General features: G+C 57.1%; 14 protein-coding genes. 12 read left to right on the top strand and 2 right to left on the bottom strand.

Annotated elements, in window-relative coordinates; genetic code table 11:
* From ACODTO_RS14760 to ACODTO_RS14725, 8 genes are all read left to right on the top strand, one after another.
* Positions 1-1,340: ShlB/FhaC/HecB family hemolysin secretion/activation protein (locus ACODTO_RS14760; RefSeq protein ID WP_489106654.1), on the top strand; the 1,340-nt coding region annotated here is incomplete at its 5' end.
* Between the two features lie 39 nt (positions 1,341-1,379).
* Positions 1,380-10,550 (top strand): two-partner secretion domain-containing protein, encoded by a 9,171-nt coding sequence (locus ACODTO_RS14755; RefSeq protein ID WP_489106653.1) that lies wholly within the window; start codon positions 1,380-1,382, stop codon positions 10,548-10,550.
* 19 nt (positions 10,551-10,569) lie between these two features.
* The gene (locus tag ACODTO_RS14750) at positions 10,570-11,031 is read left to right on the top strand and encodes a hypothetical protein (RefSeq protein WP_489106652.1); all 462 of its coding nucleotides are present in this window, start codon (positions 10,570-10,572) and stop codon (positions 11,029-11,031) included.
* Positions 11,032-11,217: 186 nt separating this feature from the next.
* Positions 11,218-11,802 carry a hypothetical protein gene (locus ACODTO_RS14745; protein ID WP_489106651.1) on the top strand — a complete coding sequence of 195 codons (585 nt, stop codon included), beginning with the start codon at positions 11,218-11,220 and terminating at the stop codon, positions 11,800-11,802.
* A 399-nt stretch (positions 11,803-12,201) separates the two neighbouring features.
* Entirely contained in the window at positions 12,202-13,236 is a 1,035-nt protein-coding gene (locus ACODTO_RS14740; RefSeq protein WP_489106650.1) for a hypothetical protein, read from the top strand.
* A gap of 241 nt (positions 13,237-13,477) precedes the next feature.
* On the top strand, positions 13,478-13,828 hold the full coding sequence (locus tag ACODTO_RS14735; protein ID WP_489106649.1) for a hypothetical protein: 351 nt from the start codon (positions 13,478-13,480) through the stop codon (positions 13,826-13,828).
* 107 nt (positions 13,829-13,935) lie between these two features.
* Complete coding sequence (locus ACODTO_RS14730) at positions 13,936-14,238, top strand: hypothetical protein (RefSeq protein ID WP_489106648.1); 303 nt, start codon at positions 13,936-13,938, stop codon at positions 14,236-14,238.
* A gap of 117 nt (positions 14,239-14,355) precedes the next feature.
* Positions 14,356-14,718, top strand: a complete 363-nt coding sequence (locus ACODTO_RS14725) for a hypothetical protein (protein WP_489106647.1) — start codon at positions 14,356-14,358, stop codon at positions 14,716-14,718.
* 189 nt (positions 14,719-14,907) lie between these two features.
* On the opposite strand, the gene ACODTO_RS14720 is transcribed toward ACODTO_RS14725, so the two are convergent.
* Positions 14,908-15,453 (bottom strand): RNA 2'-phosphotransferase, encoded by a 546-nt coding sequence (locus ACODTO_RS14720; RefSeq protein WP_489106646.1) that lies wholly within the window; start codon positions 15,451-15,453, stop codon positions 14,908-14,910.
* A 508-nt stretch (positions 15,454-15,961) separates the two neighbouring features.
* Here ACODTO_RS14720 and ACODTO_RS14715 point away from each other — a divergent pair.
* The 4 genes from ACODTO_RS14715 to ACODTO_RS14700 all read left to right on the top strand — a co-directional run bounded on the left by ACODTO_RS14715 (position 15,962) and on the right by ACODTO_RS14700 (position 19,781).
* Positions 15,962-16,303: a DUF6124 family protein gene (locus ACODTO_RS14715; RefSeq protein WP_053194354.1), complete on the top strand. Its 342-nt coding sequence runs from the start codon at positions 15,962-15,964 to the stop codon at positions 16,301-16,303.
* A gap of 84 nt (positions 16,304-16,387) precedes the next feature.
* Entirely contained in the window at positions 16,388-17,869 is a 1,482-nt protein-coding gene (locus ACODTO_RS14710; RefSeq protein ID WP_489106645.1) for a leucine-rich repeat domain-containing protein, read from the top strand.
* Positions 17,870-17,987: 118 nt separating this feature from the next.
* Positions 17,988-18,821, top strand: coding sequence for an oxidoreductase (locus ACODTO_RS14705; protein WP_489106644.1), 834 nt, complete (start codon positions 17,988-17,990; stop codon positions 18,819-18,821).
* A gap of 21 nt (positions 18,822-18,842) precedes the next feature.
* Complete coding sequence (locus ACODTO_RS14700) at positions 18,843-19,781, top strand: AraC family transcriptional regulator (RefSeq protein ID WP_489106643.1); 939 nt, start codon at positions 18,843-18,845, stop codon at positions 19,779-19,781.
* A gap of 66 nt (positions 19,782-19,847) precedes the next feature.
* On the opposite strand, the gene ACODTO_RS14695 is transcribed toward ACODTO_RS14700, so the two are convergent.
* On the bottom strand, positions 19,848-20,261 hold the full coding sequence (locus ACODTO_RS14695) for a tautomerase family protein (protein ID WP_489106642.1): 414 nt from the start codon (positions 20,259-20,261) through the stop codon (positions 19,848-19,850).
* Positions 20,262-20,316: the final 55 nt, after the last annotated feature.

Raw genomic sequence — 20,316 nt, 5'->3', positions numbered from 1 at the left:
AAAAGGGCCTGGTCACCAGCCGTGCCTACTTGCCGCAGCAGGATCTGTCCAGCGGTCACCTGCAAGTGCTGGTGGTCGAGGGCCGGCTCGAAGGCTTGAAAGGCGCCGAGAACAGCCAGCTGTCGGAACGTGAACTGGCGATGGCGTTTCCCGGCAAGACCGGCGAGCTGGTCAACCTGCGGGAAATCGAGCAGATGGTGGACCAACTCAACCGCCTGCCATCGAACCAGGCGCAGATGGAGCTGACCCCCGGCCAGAACGTCGGCGGCAGTGAAGTGCTGGTCAAGAATACTCCGCAGAAGCCCTGGCGCGCCGGCCTGTCCCGGAGCAACGACGGCCAGCGCAGCACCGGCGAGCAGCAGTGGGGCACCCGCTTCGAGTGGGATAGCCCGCTGGGCCTGGCCGATCAATTGATGCTGCGCGGCGGTCATGACGCGATGAGCGATCACCAGCACACCTCCCGCAATGCCATGCTCTATTACAACCTGCCGTTTGGTTGGTGGAACGTCAGCTACACCTACAGCCAGAGCGAGTACCGCTCACAGATCGCGGCCAACGGTTTCAACTTCAAGCAGAGCGGCGACAGCCAGAACCATCAGTTGCGGGTCGAGCGTGTCATCCATCGCGATGCCATGAGCAAGACCTCCCTCAACACCGGGTTGGCGTATCTGCGCAGCAATAACTTCATCGAAGACAGCAAGCTCAGCGATAGCAGCAATCGCATCAGTGAGGCGCAGTTCGGTATCAACCACGGCCGTCGGGTCGGCAGTGCCTTCGTCAACCTCGACCTGGGCATGCAGCAAGGCATCGGCGCCTTCGATGCCCAGGGCGACCATGACCCGAAGCCCGGACTGCCGAATGCGCGCTACCGCAAATACACCGCCACCGTCAGCTACCTGCAACCCTTCCAGCTATGGGGCGAGTCCTTCAGTTTCAGCAGCCTGATGACCGGCCAGCGCAGCGAGGATGCGCTGTTCGCGCCGCAACGCATAAGCCTGGGCGGGGAGTCTTCGATACGGGGTTACAAGGACCAGTCGTTGGCCGGCGACAGCGGTGGCTATTGGCGCAACGACCTGCGCTGGAGCCGCCCGGTGACCCTGGAATGGCTGCGTCCGGTGTTTGCCGAATACGGCACCAGCCTCGGCTATGACCAGGGCGTAATACGCGGCAATCACTACAACAAGGAACCGAGCGGGCGCATGTCGAGCAACTCGGTGGAGCTGTTCGCCCGCGGCGAGCACCTGAGCGCCAGCGTCACCTTCGCCCACTCCCTGGAACGTCCGGCTGCCCTGACCGAGCGCGAAGCGCCGATCTATTTCCGCGTGGAAGCTCTTTTTTAAATTCTGCCCTTTTAAATGCTGTAGCAACGAGACCTGATCATGGACGACCGCCAATACGCCTTGCTGGCCCGCCAACCTTCTGCCGCCCTGAAAACCCGTGACCTGTTCTGGGGCATGCCCAAGCGCGGCTTGGCGTTTTTGCTGGCTAACGTCATGTTCTGGCAGCCGATGTGGGCTCAGGCCGACGGCATCGTCGTCAGTGCACCGGGCACCAGCCTCGGTCAGGCAGGCAACGGCGTGCCCATCGTCAACATCGCCAAGCCCAACGGCAGCGGTCTGTCCCACAACCAGTTCAAGGACTACAACGTCGGCAGCAACGGCGTGATCCTCAATAACGCCACCAACCCGGCTCAATCCACGCAGTTGGGTGGGATTATCCTCGGCAACCCGAACCTCAAGGGGACGGCGGCCCGGGTCATTCTCAACGAAGTCAACGGTGGCAGCCCCAGCCAGTTGCGCGGCTACACCGAAGTGGCGGGGCAGTCGGCCCACGTCATCGTCGCCAACCCCTATGGCATCACCTGTAACGGCTGCGGTTTCATCAACACTCCGCAGGCGACCCTGACCACCGGCAAACCAGTCATTGAAAACGGCCAACTCCGGAGCTACCAGGTCGACCAGGGCAGCGTCACCGTCGAAGGCGCGGGCCTCAACGCCAACAACGTCGACCGCTTCGAAATCATCACCCGCAGCGCCAGGATCAACGCCGAGATCCAGGCCAGGAACCTGACCATCGTCGCCGGTCGCAACGACGTTGACGCCGCGACCCTCAACGCCACCGCCCGCGCCGACGACGGCAGCGCCAAGCCGCAACTGGCCATCGACTCCTCGGCCCTGGGCGGCATGTACGCCGGGGCGATCAAACTGGTGGGCACCGAGGCCGGCGTCGGGGTGAAGCTGGACGGCAAGATGATCGCCAGCGGTGGCGACATTCAGCTCGATGCCAATGGGCATTTGAGCCTGGCCCAGACCGCTGCAGCCGGCGCCGTCAACGTCAACGCCGCCAGCCTCGACGCCCAGGGACCGGTCTACGCCGGCACCGCGTTGACCGTGAAAACCCAGGGCGACCTGACGAGCCAGAACAACCTGGTGGCCCGCGACAGCATTCGCCTGGACAGCGGCGGCACTCTGCGTAACAACGGGATCGTCGAAGCTGGGGTCAACGCCGATAACACGCGCAATACCAGCGGCGACGTCACCCTCACCGCCAAACAACTGAACAACAGCGGCAAAACAGTCGCTGCCAGTCGCGACCTGACGGTGACCACGACCGATACGTTGAACAACCAGGGCGGTACGCTCAGCGGCCAGCGCAAGACCACCGTCACGGCCAAGGTCGTGGATAACCGCGCCAAAGGCCGCATCCTGGGCAATACCGAGGTGAACGTTAAGGCCGATCAAGTGCTCAACGGCAGCGGCGGCCTGATCAATAGCCAGGACGTCTTGCAAGTGACGGCGGGCCGGTTGGATAACAACGCCGGTGAACTGTCGAGCCTGAACACCGCGACGCTGGTGCTCGGTAGCCTGGACAACCTCACCGGCCTGGTGATGACCGGCAAGCAGCTGGATATCACCGCGACCGGCGCGGTCAACAACCAGGGCGGCGAACTGTCGACCCAAGGCCTGATGACCCTCACGGCGGGGAGCCTGAGCAATCGCGACAAGGGCACCGTCGCCGCCAACGGCATCCTGGTCGTGACCGCCACGAAAGGGGCAATCGACAACGGCAACAATGGCCTGATTGCCAGCCGCAACGCCGAGCTGAAGGTGACCGCCGCCAGCCTCGACAACGCCAAGGGCACCCTGCAGGGCAAAGGATTGGTGAAGGTCGACATTGCGGGCGACATCGATAACCAGGCCGGCTCGATCATCGCCCAGGACGCGAACCTGAATGTCTTCGCCACCAACCTGGACAACCGCGGCGGTGTGCTGTCCAGCGTCAAGGCTGCGCTGGAGGCGCAGGTCAGCGGCGTGCTGAAAAACGGCCATGACCTGAATGGCCAGGGCGGCACGATCCAGGCGAAAGGCCTGACCCTCGAAGCCCTCGCCGGGCTGTTCAACGACGGCGGACGCATCGCGGCGCAGGCTGGGGATGCCGTGCTCGATACCGGCAGCGCCCGTTTCGACAACAGCAACGGCGGCCTCTATGCCAGCGGCAAGGTGAAGGTCGACGCCCTGAACCTGGACAACAGCCACGGCCAGATCAGTGCCAGGCAGATCGATCTCAACCTCAACGGTATTCTGAACAATACCCAAGGCATCATCGAAGGCGACAACAGCCTGGATGTCCTCGCCGCCAGCCTCGTCAATCACAACGGCCAGCTGCGCACTTTGGGCCGCAACAGCACCACCGTGTTCTCCATCGGCGGCCTGTTCGACAACAGCAACGGCACCCTGGAAACCGTCAGCAACGACGTCGGCTTCACCCTCGGCAGCCTGAACAACCAGAGCGGCAAGCTGCGCCACATCGGTGCCGGCGCATTCGGCCTGAACCTCACGCGATTGGGCGCAGTCGGCGGCAGCCTGGTGACCTACGGCACCCTCGTGCTCGATGCCGACAGCTGGACCAACAGCACCTCGATCCAGGCCGAACACCTGACCGTCAACGTCAATCACCTGACCCAGACCGCCACCGGCCAGTTGCTCAGCGCCAACAGTTTCAATGGCTCCGGGATCGACTGGCGCAACGACGGCCTGATCGGCAGCGATGGCCTGATCGATGTCCAGCTCACCGGCCAATACGCGGGCAACGGCCGCTTGAGTAGCGTGGGCACCTTGGGCCTCAAGGCCGCACTGATCGATCTTGAGGAAAACGCCAGTGTCGCCGGCGGTGGGAATACCACGGTGCATGCCGACGGCGTATTCAACAACCGCGGCCGCGTGACCTCGGCGGCGGGCATGAATGTCACGGCGCAGGGCATCAATAACCAGGGCACCCTGGGCAGCGCCGGGTTGCTGAGCGTTGGCACCGGTGCATTGCGCAATGAGAACGGCCTGATCTTCAGCGGTGCCGACATGACCCTGAAGGTCGACAGCCTGACCAACCTCAACGCCGACATCTACAGCCTGGGCAACCTGAGCATCGACCGCGATGGCCTGGGCACATTGGCTTCCAGCATCGTCAACAGCTCCGGTTCGCTGCAAAGCGACGGCAACATGAGCCTGGCCGCCAGCACGATTGAAAACGTGCGGACCGTGTTGAACACCAACGACGCCGGCATCTACACCGCGTCGATCAGGGAAGTCGCCTGCATCGAAGGCGTCAACGCCGGGGATTGCAGCGGCGGCAAGGAAAACCACGTCTGGCAGATCATCCAGCGTGACAAGTTCGAGGTCACCGCCGCCAGCGCGGCCTCCAGCATCACCTCCGGCGGCAACCTGAATATCCGGGCCGGTGACCTGACCAATAGCAGCAGTACCATCGGCACGGGCGGCGCCCTCACCGCCAACCTCGTCAGCCTGAACAACATCGGCATCGAAACCCACGACACCGAAACCTCGCGCACCTTCGTGTCCGAGCGCACGCGCAGCCCTGGCGGCTGGCGTACCCTCGCCGATAATTTCACCAACAAGTACTGGTTCCAGAGCCCCGGCTACAACCCTGCCAACCTCGGCGGCCTGGAAGCTGACATGAGCCGTTTCATCGGCACGACCGAGCGCGAACTACTGCAATTCGGCAGCAGCCGGGCCCTGTCCCACGATACCCAGACCTACGCCGCCATCATCCAGTCCGGCGGTGCAATCGATATCCGCACCCAGAGTAACGCCAACAACAGTGTCATCCGGGGTGGCTACAACTACGTCGGCGCCGGACCGCGCACCGACACCGGCGCCGACGGGAGATTTTCAACCCGCATCACCGTCAACCAACAGCTTTCGCCCGACCTCGCCCAACAGCAAGTCAACCCGGTGACCCTGCCCGGTTTCGACCTGCCCACCGGCCAGAACGGCCTGTTCCGCCTGAACGAAGGTAGCGGCACTCCGACACAAGGCAGCGGCCTGACCCAAGTGCGCGGCCTGCCGGACCGCTCGTTCCAGGCCAACCCGCAAAAATACCTGATCGAAACCAACCCGGCGCTGACCGACATGCGCCGGTTCATGAGCTCGGATTACCTGCTGTCCAACCTGGGCTACGACCCTGACGACGCTGCCAAGCGCCTGGGTGACGGCTTCTACGAACAACGCCTGATCCAGCAAGCCGTCATCGCCCGCACCGGCCAGCGTTTCCTCGACGGCCAGACCTCCGATGAAGGCATGTTCAAGTACCTGATGAACAACGCCATCGCCAGCAAGGACGCCCTCAACCTGTCCTTGGGCGTAAGCCTGACCGGCGAACAGGTCGCGGCGCTGACCCACGACATCGTCTGGATGGAAAACCAGACGGTGAACGGCCAACAGGTGCTGGTGCCGGTGCTTTACCTGGCGAACGCCAACCATCGGCTGGCGCCGAATGGAGCGCTGATCCAGGGCAGCGACGTCACGCTGATTGCCGGTAAGAACCTGAACAACGCCGGGACGTTGCGGGCGTCGAATAACCTGGTTGCCACGGCTAACGACAGCCTGGTGAACAGTGGGTTGCTGGAGGCGGGGAATCGGCTGGATGCGTTGGCGAGTAATGATCTGACTAACCGGGCGGGTGGGGTTATTTCTGGCCGGGATGTCAGTGTTGTTGCGCTTGCGGGGGATGTGACCAACGAGCGGACTGTCACCCGTCATGCCAGCAGCACGGGCTACAAGACTGAGCAGCGGGATTTCGTCGACAGCGCGGCGCGGATCGAGGCGAGTCATGACCTGAGCGTGGGGGCTGGGCGGGATATCGCGAATGTGGGTGGGGAGCTGAAGAGTGGTAATGACGCCACCTTGCGCGCTGCCCGAGATTTGAAGATTACGGCTGCCGAGCAATCGGATAGCCATACGCGCGGCGCCAATCATCGCGATTCGACCATCACCCAACATGGCTCCAGCGTCACTGTCGGTCGCGACCTTCAAGCCACCGCGGGTGCCGACCTCGAGACGGTGGCCAGCCAGATTGACGTCAAGCGCAACCTGGCCATGGCGGCCACCAACAATTTGACCTTGGGAGCGGCGGCGAATGAGCAGCACTCCTTTAGCCAGAGCAAGAAGGTCAAGAGCATCGAGGACCATGTCCAGCAGGTGTCCACCTCGCTCAAGGCAGGCGGTGATGTGACATTGAGCGCGGGGCAAGACCTGGCGCTGGTGGCGAGTACGGTCAACGCGGGGAGTGAAGCCTATTTGGTGGCGGGAAAAAACCTTGCCCTCAAAACCGCTGAAGATCAGGACTACAGCTTTTACAGCAAGACCAAGAAGACCTCGACGAGCAAGAAGTTCCGCCTCGATGAAACGCAGAGCACCAGCAATGTTGGCAGCCTGGTCAGCTCCGGCGGCAACAACACATTGGTAGCGGGCGAAAACCTGTTGCTGGCGGGCAGCGCCGTAACGGCCGAAAAAGGCGCGGCGAAGCTGGTTGCGGGCAACGATGTTCAGGTACTTGCCGCGACGGACTCAGACAGCGCTCGTCATGAGCGTAAGCAAAGCAAAAGCAGTTGGGGTGGGTTCAAGTCGAGCAAGATCGAAGACAAGGTCGATGAGAAACGCACCACTGCGGTGGGCAGCATGGTCTCGGGCGAGACGGTCACCGTCGCGGGCGGACAAGATGTGAAAGTCACAGGCTCGTCCCTGGTCAGTACCGGCGACCTGAGCGTGCAGGCCGGGCGCGACCTGACCATCGACGCGGCGCGGAACACCTTCTCGCGTACCGATATGCACAAGGAAAAGAATCGCGACCTGACTGGAGTGTTGACGGGTAACAAGCTGGGCCTGGATGACATGACGGGCAATCAGCATTTGTTTATCAACCGTCAGAAGCACAATGGTACGGCGGATGAAACTACCTTGACGGGTAGTACGGTGGGTTCAAGCGAGGGCAGCATCGATCTGTCTGCCGGACGCGAACTCAGTGTGGTAGCCAGCGATCTGGTCAGCACCAAGAACACCACCCTCTCGGGCTCCAACGTCACCTTGGCTGCCGGTATGGAAACTGCCAGTCAGCGCACCACCGATAAGTCCAGCAGCCTCGCCGTGGGACGTGTAGTGGGCGGGATGATTGTCGATACGGTAAAGAGCATCCGGGACAACGCGAAGGCTGCGCGGAAGGCTGATGATGGCCGTCTGAAGGCTGTGAAGGGTGCACAAGCGCTGATGGCGCTCAACGGCATGGGCGATCGGGTTGATGACCTTTCAGCGGCCGCCAGTGGCAGCCCAAATAGCAGCGGAGCCGTGTTCAAGATCGGCACGGAACTGGCTAATACCCATAGCAAGAGCAGTACTCGATACGACAGCACCACCGCCAAACAAACCACCGTCAATAGCGGCGGCAATTTGCTGATCGTTGCATCGGGCCAGGCTGCCGGAACCGCCGGGAATATCCATGTTATCGGCAGTAAGCTGAAGGCGGCCGATACGCTGCTGCTGGCCAAGAACGACATCACGTTCGAGAGTGCACAGAACACCGAAGATCGTGAGAACCATAGCAGTAACAACAAGACCGCCATCGGGGCCAGCTTCAACATCGGCTCGCAGAACGGTTTTACCCTCGACCTCGGCGCCCAGCTCGCCAAAGGTAAGGGGAGCGGTCACGACGTCACGCAGGTCAACAGCACCCTGGATACGGGTTCGCTGAAACTGCAGAGCGGAAATGACACGACCCTGGCTGGCGCACAGATCCATGCCGACAGCATCCTGGCATTGGTTGGCGGCGACCTGAATATCACCTCGCGGCAGGACACGTCCGAGCATAAGAACAAGCAAACCAGCGGCGGTTTTGGGGCCAGCATCTGTGTACCGCCGTTCTGCTACGGCGAAACGGTGACGGCGACCGCCAACATCGCCGCCAGCAACATGAACAGCAAGTACGAGGCGGTGACTGATCAAAGCGGTCTGTTCGCCGGCAAGGACGGCTACAACATCACCGTGGGCAAGAACACCGTGCTGCAAGGCGCGGTGATTGCCAGCGAGGCCACGGCCGATAAAAACAGCTTGAGCACGGACAGACTGATCGTCAGCGACATCAAGAACGTCAGTGAGATCAAGAGCCAGTCCGCGGGCTTCAACGCTTCTTATGGCAGCGGTTATGGCGAATTGACGCCTGGCACCACCTTTGGTGGCAGCGTTCCGCTGTCGCTCAAGGATTCCGACCACAGCACCACGCGCAGCGCTGTCAGCGAGGGCACGATCACCGTCCGCAATGCGGCCGGGATCAATGACCTCGTGGGGTTGAGCCGAGATACCGACAACGCCAATTCGCGGTTGGACCGTCCAGATGAAAAAGCGATGGAGGAGCGGATCGAGTTGATCCAAAGCACCGTTGCTTTATCCAAGACGGTCATCTCCGAGGTCGCCATCGCGCAGCAACAGGCCGCGAGTGAAAGGGCTCGAACCGCGTCGACCGAGCAAGAGCGCAATGCTGCGATTGCCGATGCCAAGAGTTGGGACGTGGGCGGTGACAAGCGTTTCATGGCTGATATTGCCGCAGGCTTGATTGCGGCGGGTCTGGGCGGCGTTGGGGGGAGTACGGCGGTGGGGTTGGTGGCTAACACCACGGCCGCCGACACATACAAGAAAATTGGCGACTACGCCGACCAGCAATTGGCAGAAGCAACGCGCCAGAAAGACAAAACGCTTCAGGCCGCCTGGGGTGAGGGCGGCGCTGCGCGCGTCTTGCTCCATAGCTTGGCCGGCGCTGCACAAGGCTTGTCCAGCGGTACCGCCGCCGGGGGCGCACTGAGTGCCGGTACTTCGGCGGCCATCATGCCGGCCCTGGACAAGGTGCTTAAAGACAGCGGTGTAGGTGTTGATAGCCGAGATGCCTTCGATGTCTTGCTGGCGGCAGGTCTGGGGGCAGCGGTAGGCAAAGGCGGCATCGCACAGGCGAGCGGCGCGACCATTGCGAGTAACGTGGAAAGATACAACCGCCAGGTCCATCCCACTGAAGCTCGCTTGATCGAGCAGGAAGCGCCGGTTCTGGCTGCCCGTCTAGGCATCAGTCAGGCCGAGGCCGAGCAGCGGATGGCGCGAGCGTTTGCGTTTTATACCGATGCGGATTGGAACAAGACGATTGGTGGAACGGACAGCCAGTTTGATGCTGTGACACTGGAGTATCTGGGCAAAGCATTGGCACCGTTGGCTGGACGGTATGCTATCAACGAGTCGGTTGGAGATGTGCCTAAGTTTGTTGATGGTACAAAAGTTTATACGGCTGATGAAACCAAAGAACTGCTGCAGAATTATCGTAACAATCACCCTGGTTCATTCAATGATCCACTGGAGAACGGTGAATACCTAGTAAACGGAAATCTGTTTGGGTATCCGAACCCAGATGTCAATGCGCAAACCAGGTACTACGATAAGAACTTGAATCTTGGCGGGCCGACCTTGGGTCAGGCCGGCTCGGGTTTGATTGCCTTTGGTGCGGGGGTTGGGGCCGGCTTTTACGACGTTGGTAAAGGCCTATTCGTGCTCGGAAACGGGCTCTGGAATGACTTTCCCGGCACAAGCTCTCAAGTTGCGAATGGAATGCTTGGCTTCTTGGCCGGGGCTGAATGGGACAGTTCACGGGAGGAAAGTAATCAAACCAAGCTACTTGGCTATCTTGCTGGCTTACAAGGTGGGTCGACAGCCTATGATGAGCTGCTAGGGAAGCAGGCTGCTGCAGATTCGCTTCTGTTGATTCCGGCGGGACGTATCGGTGCCGCTAGTCAGGATCTGGTTTTGGTGTATCGAGGTACAGAGAAAGGGGCGGAAAATTTCGTCTATAAAGAGACAGGACATCTTTTTAGTGACGCCGCGTTGCGAGCATATTATGAAACCGGATCAATTGAGGGCGCTTATGCATCGTCAAAGGCCTCACATCAAGAGTGGCTAAAAATCTGGGGCACTGAAGATCAATATGCTCAGGCTCACGGTGCGTTTGGGCTGGAACTGCCAGCATCGTTTAAGCTAGAAAGAACCCTTATCTCGGTTACGACTAACCTTGAAATGGCCAAGTTTTTTGCGGGCAATGGTGAAGTGTATAGTGGATATGTACCCCGTTCATGGCTAATTAAACAGAGTTTGTCAGGTGCTGGGGAGAGTGAGTTTTTGCTAAAGCATGGCTCTGATCTTATGAAACCAATAGCTCCAGCTGGAAGATAAAGCTTTTTAGGAGATCTATATGAGGAAGTACGCAGAGTTAGTAGTTGATGGTCAGGTCGTAATTGTGCCAAGTGTTGATGAGTGGAAGGAAATATTGGATACAGGTAGATATCAAGATGGAAGTGACTTTAACCCTAATCTTAAAGCCGTCGCGCACAATATGCTTGATTTTGTATCAGGGCGCGAAGGTGAATTCTGCTTGGGTCTGCATCTGACTAAATCGTTAAAACCATGGGTGCCGTTACATTTGTATTGCATGGAAAAAAGATGGCAGCGTGTGCTGGTGGAAAGGGTGGCTTGCGGTCAGTGTAAGTGGGTTGGGAGAATTGCCAATCCTTCAGATCCGACTTTATATTTTGGAGTTGATGATGATTTGGAAATTGCCTCCAAATCACTGTCCCTTCCTCGTTGTAATTGTCCAAAATGTGGTGCAGTGCTACCTCGGATAGCTGTGTGGGTTGAGGATGTTGAAGCAGCGTAGGTATGAAAATATGGAAAAGGGGAGTGGCGCTTACTTGATTTTCTTAAGGAAAGGGGCGCAGATTTTTTTTAAATCTCTGCTACGCTGAAAACCATCCATAAATGGAAGGTGCGATGCTTGGGACGGGCATGTTGTTTACCGAACTACCTGCCTCATTTAGTGGGGCGATGTCATAACTACGAGGTGATGTTCGCTATTGCGGAGCATTGTCAAGACAAAGGGAGGCTGTTTAGTTTTGAGGTGAAAAATAAATTCTTCACTTTTCTGGTTTTTTTCGTGGGGGTCAATAAAATTAATAAACAGCTGGACTTTCTACTTGATAAGGTGTGGAAGCATGATCTTGTTCTGGCCCAGATAACTGGCGCTCCACGCCCGCAAGTCTTGCGTGCAAAAATTGGGCGGATATATTCTACCGGAAAAGGAGTTGTTTATGGGTTTCTTAATTCGGAAGTTGAATTCGTTCGATCTGGTGGGACGTGGGGGGATGTAGCCCTGAAAGTTGGTGAACAGGCCCTGCTGTTTGTTGCGTCGGTTTCTGGGGAGCTATATGAAGATGTTTGGCATGGACATATGGTTGTAGAGGATATTGAAGGGAGCTTGTATGCGATCTACCCCCGTAAGGAGTTATGGCTGAGTGAAGATATTCCATCCTCAATTAGGGTGGCCTCCAGGCAAGACCCGAAGCGATCATACGCGACAGCAATTCGTTTCGATGTAATGGAGGAGTATTTGATAAGTTTGATAAAGGTAGGCGGTAGTAATGGGGGGTAATTATTTTATTATTGTCTGGGCTCGGATGAGACGCAGGGTGGTCCCTTGGCAGAGCAAAACTTTGCATCGGGAAGTTGGGGGTAGGGCAGTTTAATACTGGTTTGTTGGTTGTTGGTTTTTTTGCTCATCAAGCTTATAAGCTTTCAGGTCAGCAAGAGAGAATGTCCACCTCAGTATGTGAGGCGGATGGGGGTGGTTGTATATATTGTTGACTATTGTGATAGGGTGGATTTGATGGGGGTGTTGAACATCTATATGTCATCTGGTTGTTAGTTGCAATGGGTTTGAGGTTCTGTGCGCGTGAGCAGGGGTGATATGGAGAAAATGCGATAAGCCGCATTTTCTCGGGGTAGAAGCTGTTTTTGTTTTTGAGGTGTTGATGACATGCATGGAGCAAATATGAAAAAAACTATACTGCTATTACTTGCCTTTACCCTGGTATTGCTGGGCTGCAAATCCAACGTCCGAGACTCTTCCCCCACCCTGCTCAAAAACGGCATCCAGTTCCAACAAAATAAAGTGACCGCCGACGACCAGCACGCCAAGGTCATCATGAAAGCGACAGGCACTGTCATCCCGGTAGAGTTTTCTATCCGACGCGCAGCGGACCCAGACCAGCGCATGGACGTGCAGGGAATAGTAGTGGATTCCGGTCGCGGCAAAGTATTCGGCTGGATTGCCAAGCTTAACGAAGCGGCCCACAGCGCGACCCTGAAGCACTTTCCTCAGCTGGAGGTACTAGCTGATCCCGATCAGCCATTCAAGGTATCGGGTTACGCCAGTGGTGAGAGTATCAACCGTGGTGACCGCTGCGGCCCGGTCAGCACCACGTTCACGCCAGAGAAAAGCAAGGTTTATCTGGTGGAGTTTCAGTTCGCTGGGGGTGGTTGTGAACTGCATGTCTATGACACCACGCAGCCTCAGGAACGTATCCCTGTAGTCGTTAACTCACAGGACGATGGCTTCGCCAATGCCGTGCCGGGGTGCAAGTCGGCAACTACCTCGGTCAACAATCAGCCCGTTATAACAAATTTCTGCATCAAATCCATTGTGCTTCAGCCCTCGCAATATCGCGTTAGCGTCAATGGCCAAACTGTTTTCAGCGGTACGGATTATGAGCGAGTTGACTTCACAAAACCCGTTAAGGAAGGAGTCGCAAGCGGCAGTTGTAATGAAGTAGTCGAAGCGCAGGCGGGCACTTCGTCAAAGCCTGTAGCCTTAAAAGACTTGCCCGCTGATTTAGTGGCAGGATGTCACGTTACCGCTGATGCGGAGGGCCGTTCCCAGCCCTTCAACAAGGACGCAGCCTGCGATAAGGCTTTCTACAAGGCCATGGCTCCGCTATTAGGTAAGGTGATTGCCGTCGAAGTTGCACGGCAGTGTACGGTGAAAATAGGCGCACAGACTGTCTTCGATGACCGTTTCCTCTTTTGATTTGTATAACTAGGTAGCAGAGGGCAGTGAGGGTAGATTTTTTGCTAGGTTGCAAATAAATCTGCATCTTTTAGCTCGTGTTGATATGTCAGCAAGATTTTTTTGAAAAGGGGCCGGATCTATTTAATTTCTAATATGAAAATAGATCCGTCCCCTTTTTTGCCTGCTAAGAAAATGTTGCAACCCAAATAGGCTTGATATGGACGCAGGACAGCAAGCACTTTGTAAGGAACTCAGAAAAATGAGCTCTGCTCAGGCTGGCGACTGGTTGATTGGAGCATATCCATTAGATTCCGATGATTGGGGTGAAGCGATGGTACTCTTGCCGCACCGATCTTGGGGGAAAACTGAGCAGCATCAACTGGCAGATCATTTTTTTAAAAAGTTACCGTTCTCAGGTTATCGAGGGTATGAAAGTTTTGCCTCTATTATGTCTATAGCTTCACTGATTGGCTGTGTTGAAAAAGCTTTGCCTGACGATGCAGCTAGGCGAGAGTTGCTGCTGTACTATCTAATTCCGGTATTAAATCGCGCTGCAAAGAGTGACTCGGATCGGAAGATGATAAATGAATTAGTTTTAAGAATGGCGTAGGGGGAAAGGGGCGGGTCAATTTAAGTTTTGAGGTGAAAAATAGATCCGTCCTCTTTTTCTCTTTTTCTTTTTTTCTTTTAAGCAAAAGCTCCGCCGGAGTTCTTATAATGGTTGTCCAGGATTTTGATTTGCTAAAGCAAATATTTGAGTTGATTGATTCGGGTATTGTTGGCGGGTATGACTCGTTTGTTTATGCGGTTGAAGTTGGAAGTGGCTGTATGGAGGCAGAGTTGACGGTGAAGAAAAATGGCGTGGCGTCGACTGACGCTGAGACGGATTTTGATAGCTTTCTAATTTTCGATTTGGTTGAGCAGCTAAAAGGAAATGCTGTTTGTCGGGGTGAAGGTTGGTATTCATTTGTTATGAGTTATCACCAAGGCGAAAGTGTAAAAACGAAATTTAAGCACTAGGCGCGAGGGATAGAGGGAAAACTTCTTGCGGGGGAAGGAGGCGGATCGATAAAATTTTGAGGTGAAAAATAAATCCGTCCTTTTTTTGCTTTTTCAGAACAGGTGTATGGTGCCTAAATGAGTGAAATTATTAAGCAATTCGACATGTTTTGCGATGCCTCCATGGCAGCTTTTAATGAGGAGTTGGAAATTTCCTATGAAGCATCTTTATTGAATATTTTAAATTTTGTGAAGAAGCATCCGGAGTATAGGGCGGATTTTATTGACAGATTTAAGATGATCTTAGTTTCGAATGATTCGCCATTTGAAGCGGTAGCGTTTTGCATGCGAGAGCTTCAGTGGTCAGAAATTAAAGAGTTTGTAGTTTCAAGAATGAATCCTTCGCAGGATCCTCGTAGTGAGGCTCTTAGAAGCGTATTGACTGCATATGATAATTTTTGGTCGGATGCGGGTATTTATGCGTATTATGCGAATTCGTAAAATATACTGCGGAAGTATTTGGGAAGGGGGCAGTCCCTGAGGAAACTCCACTTTTCCTAGATGAAAACAAGAGGTTGTAATATTGAGGGCGTGGGGCATGAAAGTGGGAAAAGGGGGGCGGATCTATTTAATATGAGATGAAAAGTCCGCCCCTGTTTTATTTTTTTTCTCTATGTTTTTTGAAATGACTCACTCTGAAATCAAGCTTGCTGGCACATGCTCCGTTAACCAAACCCCATTTTCGGCCTGGAAGAACTTGAAACCCAGTCGGTGCATTCGAAGGGCGTCAACTTTCAGTACCACAGGCTTTCCGTAACGCTGCCCAACAGCAATAGCCGTTTGCATGTCCTGCGACAGATGCACGTGGTGACGGGAGCCTGGAATCAGCCCTTTTTCCCCGATCGACTCCAGAAAGCGCGTGGCGGTGCCATGGTAAAGAAGCTCCGGAGGTTCTTTCTCTACATATTGAAGACTGACGGTACCGGTTGAATGCCCCTGTACGGCGCGAATGCGCAGACCGTCGTCGGAGAGACTGAAGCGCTTTTTATCACTGCTGCTGACGACGGCTTGGATAAGATCCATATCCAACGGGCGCCCATCTTCAGCCGCACCGGCTATCAAAGATTCGATATCGGCCCAGCCTTCGCTGTCCAGTTGCAAGCCAATCGCTTGTGGTTCATGCCTGAGGACATAACTAAGAAACTTGCTGGTCTCGTTGAGTCGCTTGGTATCCATACTGCTTGAAGCCTCAATGTCATTCTTTGAGCGAGTGGCAACTGCCCATCCTGGATTTTTCAGAAATGGTCACAAGGGTGAGCGTGTCCGTGGTAAAGCGCCTCGCCATGCCGACGTAGCCTATCTCGTTTGTGTCGCGTTGTCCGAGATAGCCATATGAATTGGCAAAGTCGAAGAGAACGAAACACTTTGTATAAAGACCTTTCCCATTGACTTGCAGGACATTTCCTAGAAAATCCCAACCCCTTGCGCCTGCCGTTTTCGGTGCCTAGTCTTCGTCCACCGCTGCCAATTCAGCGGTCGGGTTTAGTCGCTCGGTATTCCGTTAGGCGCAAGGTCTCCTTGAAGTCAGGCTACAGTGTTGTCGCTGATTTTATGGTGGCTGTGCGCAGGGCACCCTCGGGTGCGCCGGTTTCCTAACGTCCCGGTCGACTAACCTGCGTACAGCCGCCACCCAACCTCGTTTAGTCGCGAGCAGTGGCGGCTCCAACTGACGTTAGGAGTACCCATGGACAAACTCATCCCAGACCCACCCATCCCACCGCTGCACCTGGACATCGCCGCCGATGCCAATGCCGAACGCGTCATCGATTCCTACCTGAACCCCAAACCCGCCCAATCCGACGAGAAACCATCCCCCGACCAACTCTTCACCATCGTGGATGGCGTCGATGCTGAAAGCCTGTTGGCCAACCTCAGCGAAACCCTGGCTTCCGCCAATGTCATGGCCGGTGACCTGGCGTTCGAGCTGGAAGGTTCTCGGCGACATTTTGCCTTGGGGCTGCAGCAGTTGATCGAACTGGGCCAGCTCTTGGCAAACCGGGCACTGGACACCGTCGATCCTCGATAGAAACTTAAAGTTTGGGTTTGGTCGATGATCAAACCCGTTTTTTGCGGCAGCATACGCAACCTGCTCACTTCGGACGCATAGACCGTGCAGACCTCCAACCGCAGTGCCCTGATCGCCCAACTCGCCACCGCACCCGATGACATTGCCGCGCGTGCCGCGCTTTATCGCGTCCTGCTTGATACGGCGGAGGTTTCGCTGGAGGCGTTGCGCGTTGCCGCTGGCCTCTGCGATCCGGCCGCCATGGCCGTGATTGCCCAGTTGAACACCACACCCCACAGGAATCGTCCCGGTCCCTTGTTGCCGCAGCTTCGCGGACTGCCGGTGGATCATGTGGCGCTGGACGATGCCGAGCCGCATTGGCTTGATGCATTGGCCGGGCTGCCGTTGCGTACGCTGATACTCAACGGCCCGAGGTTCCGTTGCGGTCCGGATATATGGCGGCGTTTGCCGGGTGTTGCCCTGGAACATCTGGAGATCAGCAGCTTTTCCCGCGACGATGACGCGACCAGTCTGCCGTCACTCGAACGCCTGCGCTGCCTCAAGTTGGACACCTATGGTGAAGACTTCGACGACAGTTTCCTCCGGCAACTGGGCAGCAGCAGGCTGCAAGAGTTGTCATTGAACCGTTGCGATGACCTCACGGACGACGGCCTTCGGGCGCTGTCGTCATTCAGGTTGCGCTCACTCACCTTGAAACGCGCCGGAGAGCTGACTTCAGCGGGAATGCGGCACTTGTGCACGCATCCACTCGAACAACTGACCATCAGCTCAAGCGGCGCCATCTTGCGGGATCCTTCCTGGCTTGCCGATATGACAGCCTTGCGCTCGCTGAGTCTCGATGACTGTTACGCCTCGGACACCCTGCTTGATGCCATCCGCGAGCTTCCGATCGAACGGCTTTCGTTGCATTCCGCGTACCTCTGCGAGGACGACTTCGAGGGACTCGAAGGCATGCCGCTTGCCGATCTGGATCTCAAATGCTCACGCCAGGTGATCGAGCGTCTGGACGTGCTGCACGAGTTTCCACTCAAGCATCTGGGGCTTTCCGATGTGCAAGGCATCGACGCGCAGACATTGCGTGATCTGGAGGGGCTGGGCCTGGAATCGCTGGACCTGTCGTTGAACGAGGTGAGCTGGAAGATGCTGAAACAACTGGCCGGCCTGCCGCTGAAGCGGCTGAATCTCAGTTTCTGTCAGGGCATGGATGGCAAGACATTGCGCAAACTGACCGAGCTGGGCCTGCCGTTGGAGCAACTTGAAATCAGTGGCCTGGACCTGCGTGATGCCGACCTGGCTTGCCTGCGTGACGTGCCGCTGCAACGCCTCGGCTTGTATGAAAGCCCGTGGTTGACCGATGCCGGCGTCGCTCATCTTGCGGGGCTGCCGTTGCGAGACCTGACCCTTGAGGCGGGGCCGGGGGAATCGCAGCTTACGTCAGCCATGGTGTCGGTGCTGGAGCGGTTGCCGCTGGAGAGGCTGTCGTTGCGCAATGGCTCGGGGATCAGCGCAGAGGGTTGGGATCGCTTGGCACGGTTGTCGGCCCACGTGAGCGGGCCTGGTATTTGACGCCCGTACTTTAAATCCGGGCCTCGATAGAAATAGGCAAGGCTCCCAGGCAAACCGGCATAGGTGCCCCATTTCTCGATAGCTACCATAACCCCGTACCTATCGATTGGAGCTCGCCATGCACAGCAGCAAAACCCTATTCATCACCGGCGTGAGCAGTGGCTTTGGCAACGCCCTGGCCCGGGAGGCACTTGCCGCGGGTCACCGGGTCATCGGAACCGTGCGCAGTGAGGCGGCCTTGCAGGCCTTTGAAGCGCTTTCAGCGGATCGTGCCCACGGCGTCATCCTGGATGTCACGGACTTCGACCGGGTCGACAGCGTTGTCGCGGCGACGGAGGCCGCTCATGGTCCGGTCGATGTGTTGGTCAACAATGCCGGCTACGGGCATGAGGGTATTCTCGAAGAGTCGCCGCTGGAGGAGGTGCGGCGTCAGTTCGACGTCAATGTGTTCGGCGCAGTGGCGGTGATCAAGGCCTTCCTGCCTTATTTCCGCACGCGGCGTGCCGGTCACATTCTCAATATCACCTCCATGGGTGGCACCATCACGATGCCGGGCATCGCTTACTATTGCGGGAGCAAGTTCGCCCTAGAGGGCATCTCCGATACGCTGAGCCAGGAACTGCGACCGTTCAACATCTTCGTCACAGCCGTCGCGCCCGGCTCGTTTCGAACGGATTGGGCGGGTCGTTCGATGCGCCGCACGGCGCGTAGCATTGCCGACTACGACGCCAGTTTCGATCCGGTACGCAGGGCGCGTGAGGAGAAAAGCGGTAAGCAGCTCGGCGATCCGCAGAAGGCTGCGCAAGCGATGCTGCAAGTGATTGCCAGCCCGACGCCACCTGCGCACCTGTTGTTGGGCAGCGATGCGTTGGGCCTGGTGCGGGCCAAACTGAGCCGTGCGGCCAACGAGATTGATCAATGGGAAGCGCTGACCCGTTCGACCGACGGATGACCGGCAAACAGGAGGGTGTCGATGACTGAGGCCGATTCACGCACTTCGCGGATGGTGCAGTTGATGGAGAAGCTGGCGCCGGTCGAGGGCTACAATCTCAGCGCGCTGGAGGACATCCGTTTCCTGCGTTCGAACCGCCCGCTGGCGCGCACACCGGTGTTGTATGACCCCGGTATCGTGATTCTGTGCCAGGGGCGCAAGCGCGGTTATCTGGGCGATGACGTCTACGTCTACGACGCCCAGCACTACCTGGTGGTGTCGGTCCCGGTGCCGTTTACCATGGAAACCGACGCCAGCGAAGCCGAGCCGATGCTGGCGGTCTACATGCGCCTCGACTTGCAGCTGGCCAGCGAATTGATGCTGCAGGTCGACGAAGCACTTGGCCCAAGCGATGCCCCGCCCAAGGGCATGTACGCCTCGCCCATGGACGATCAGTTGTGTGCCTCGACGCTGCGCTTTCTTGAAGCCATGAGCCACCCGGGCGAAGCACAAATACTTGGGCCGTCGCTGATACGGGAGATCTACTACCGCATCCTGACCGGCGAGCAGGGCGGCTCGATGCGCGCCGCGTTGAGTCGCCAAGGGCACTTCGGCCAGATCACCCGCGCGATCCGGAAAATCCACAGCTGCTACGCGGAACGTCTCAGTGTCGAGACGCTTGCCCGGGAAGCCAACATGAGCGTGCCCACCTTTTACTTGCACTTTCGCAACGTGACGGACGCCTCACCCATGCAGTACTTGAAGTCGACGCGCCTGCATCAAGCGAGGCTGCTGATGCTGCGCAACGCGATGAGCGCTTCGACGGCGGCGTTCAACGTCGGTTACGAAAGCGCCTCGCAATTCAGTCGTGAGTTCAAGCGTCTGTTCGGTCGGGCGCCCCAGGCTGAGATCGAATGGATGAAGGCGACTTATGCATTGCCGGCGACGTCTGGGTCGTCTGGTTATGTTTCGTCGCATTAGTGACTGAGTTTGGTCGATTGCCCCTGAGGCGTTAGAGGCAATCGGAGGAGACCTAAAGCTTCGCCTTTACACCGCAGGGGCATCGCCAGTTTGCTGCACCAACGCCATTGCGAACTTGCCCAGGCCCACCGACCAATCCGAATAGTCGTTCTCATGCATGAAGATGAAAATATCCTGCGGGCGAACCTGCGCCTGGGCGCCGAGATGGTCAGCGATTTTTTTGTACAGGTCGCGTTTCATGGCGTCACTGCGCCCCCTGCGCAGCGTGATTTCAATCACGACGAGCTTGTCTGAACGAGCGATGCCATTGAAGGTGCGGCTGTAGAAGAACTGCTCCGGATCATAGTCAGTGACCAGGTTGAACAGTTCATCCTCGGGCATGCCGATGCTCTCGACCAGCGCTTGATGGATACCATCGACGATGTGTTGGCGTTGCTGCGGGCTGGTGCCCTTGATGACGGCTGTGCGAACGAATGGCATGTGAGGCTCTCTCAATTGCTTTGGGTGGGGCTCCTGCCGTTCCGGCATCCAGGAC

The organism is Pseudomonas sp. FG13 (assembly GCF_057809755.1).
The sequence above is the reverse complement of the archived record's forward strand: the minus strand, read 5'-3'. Positions and strand labels throughout refer to the sequence as shown.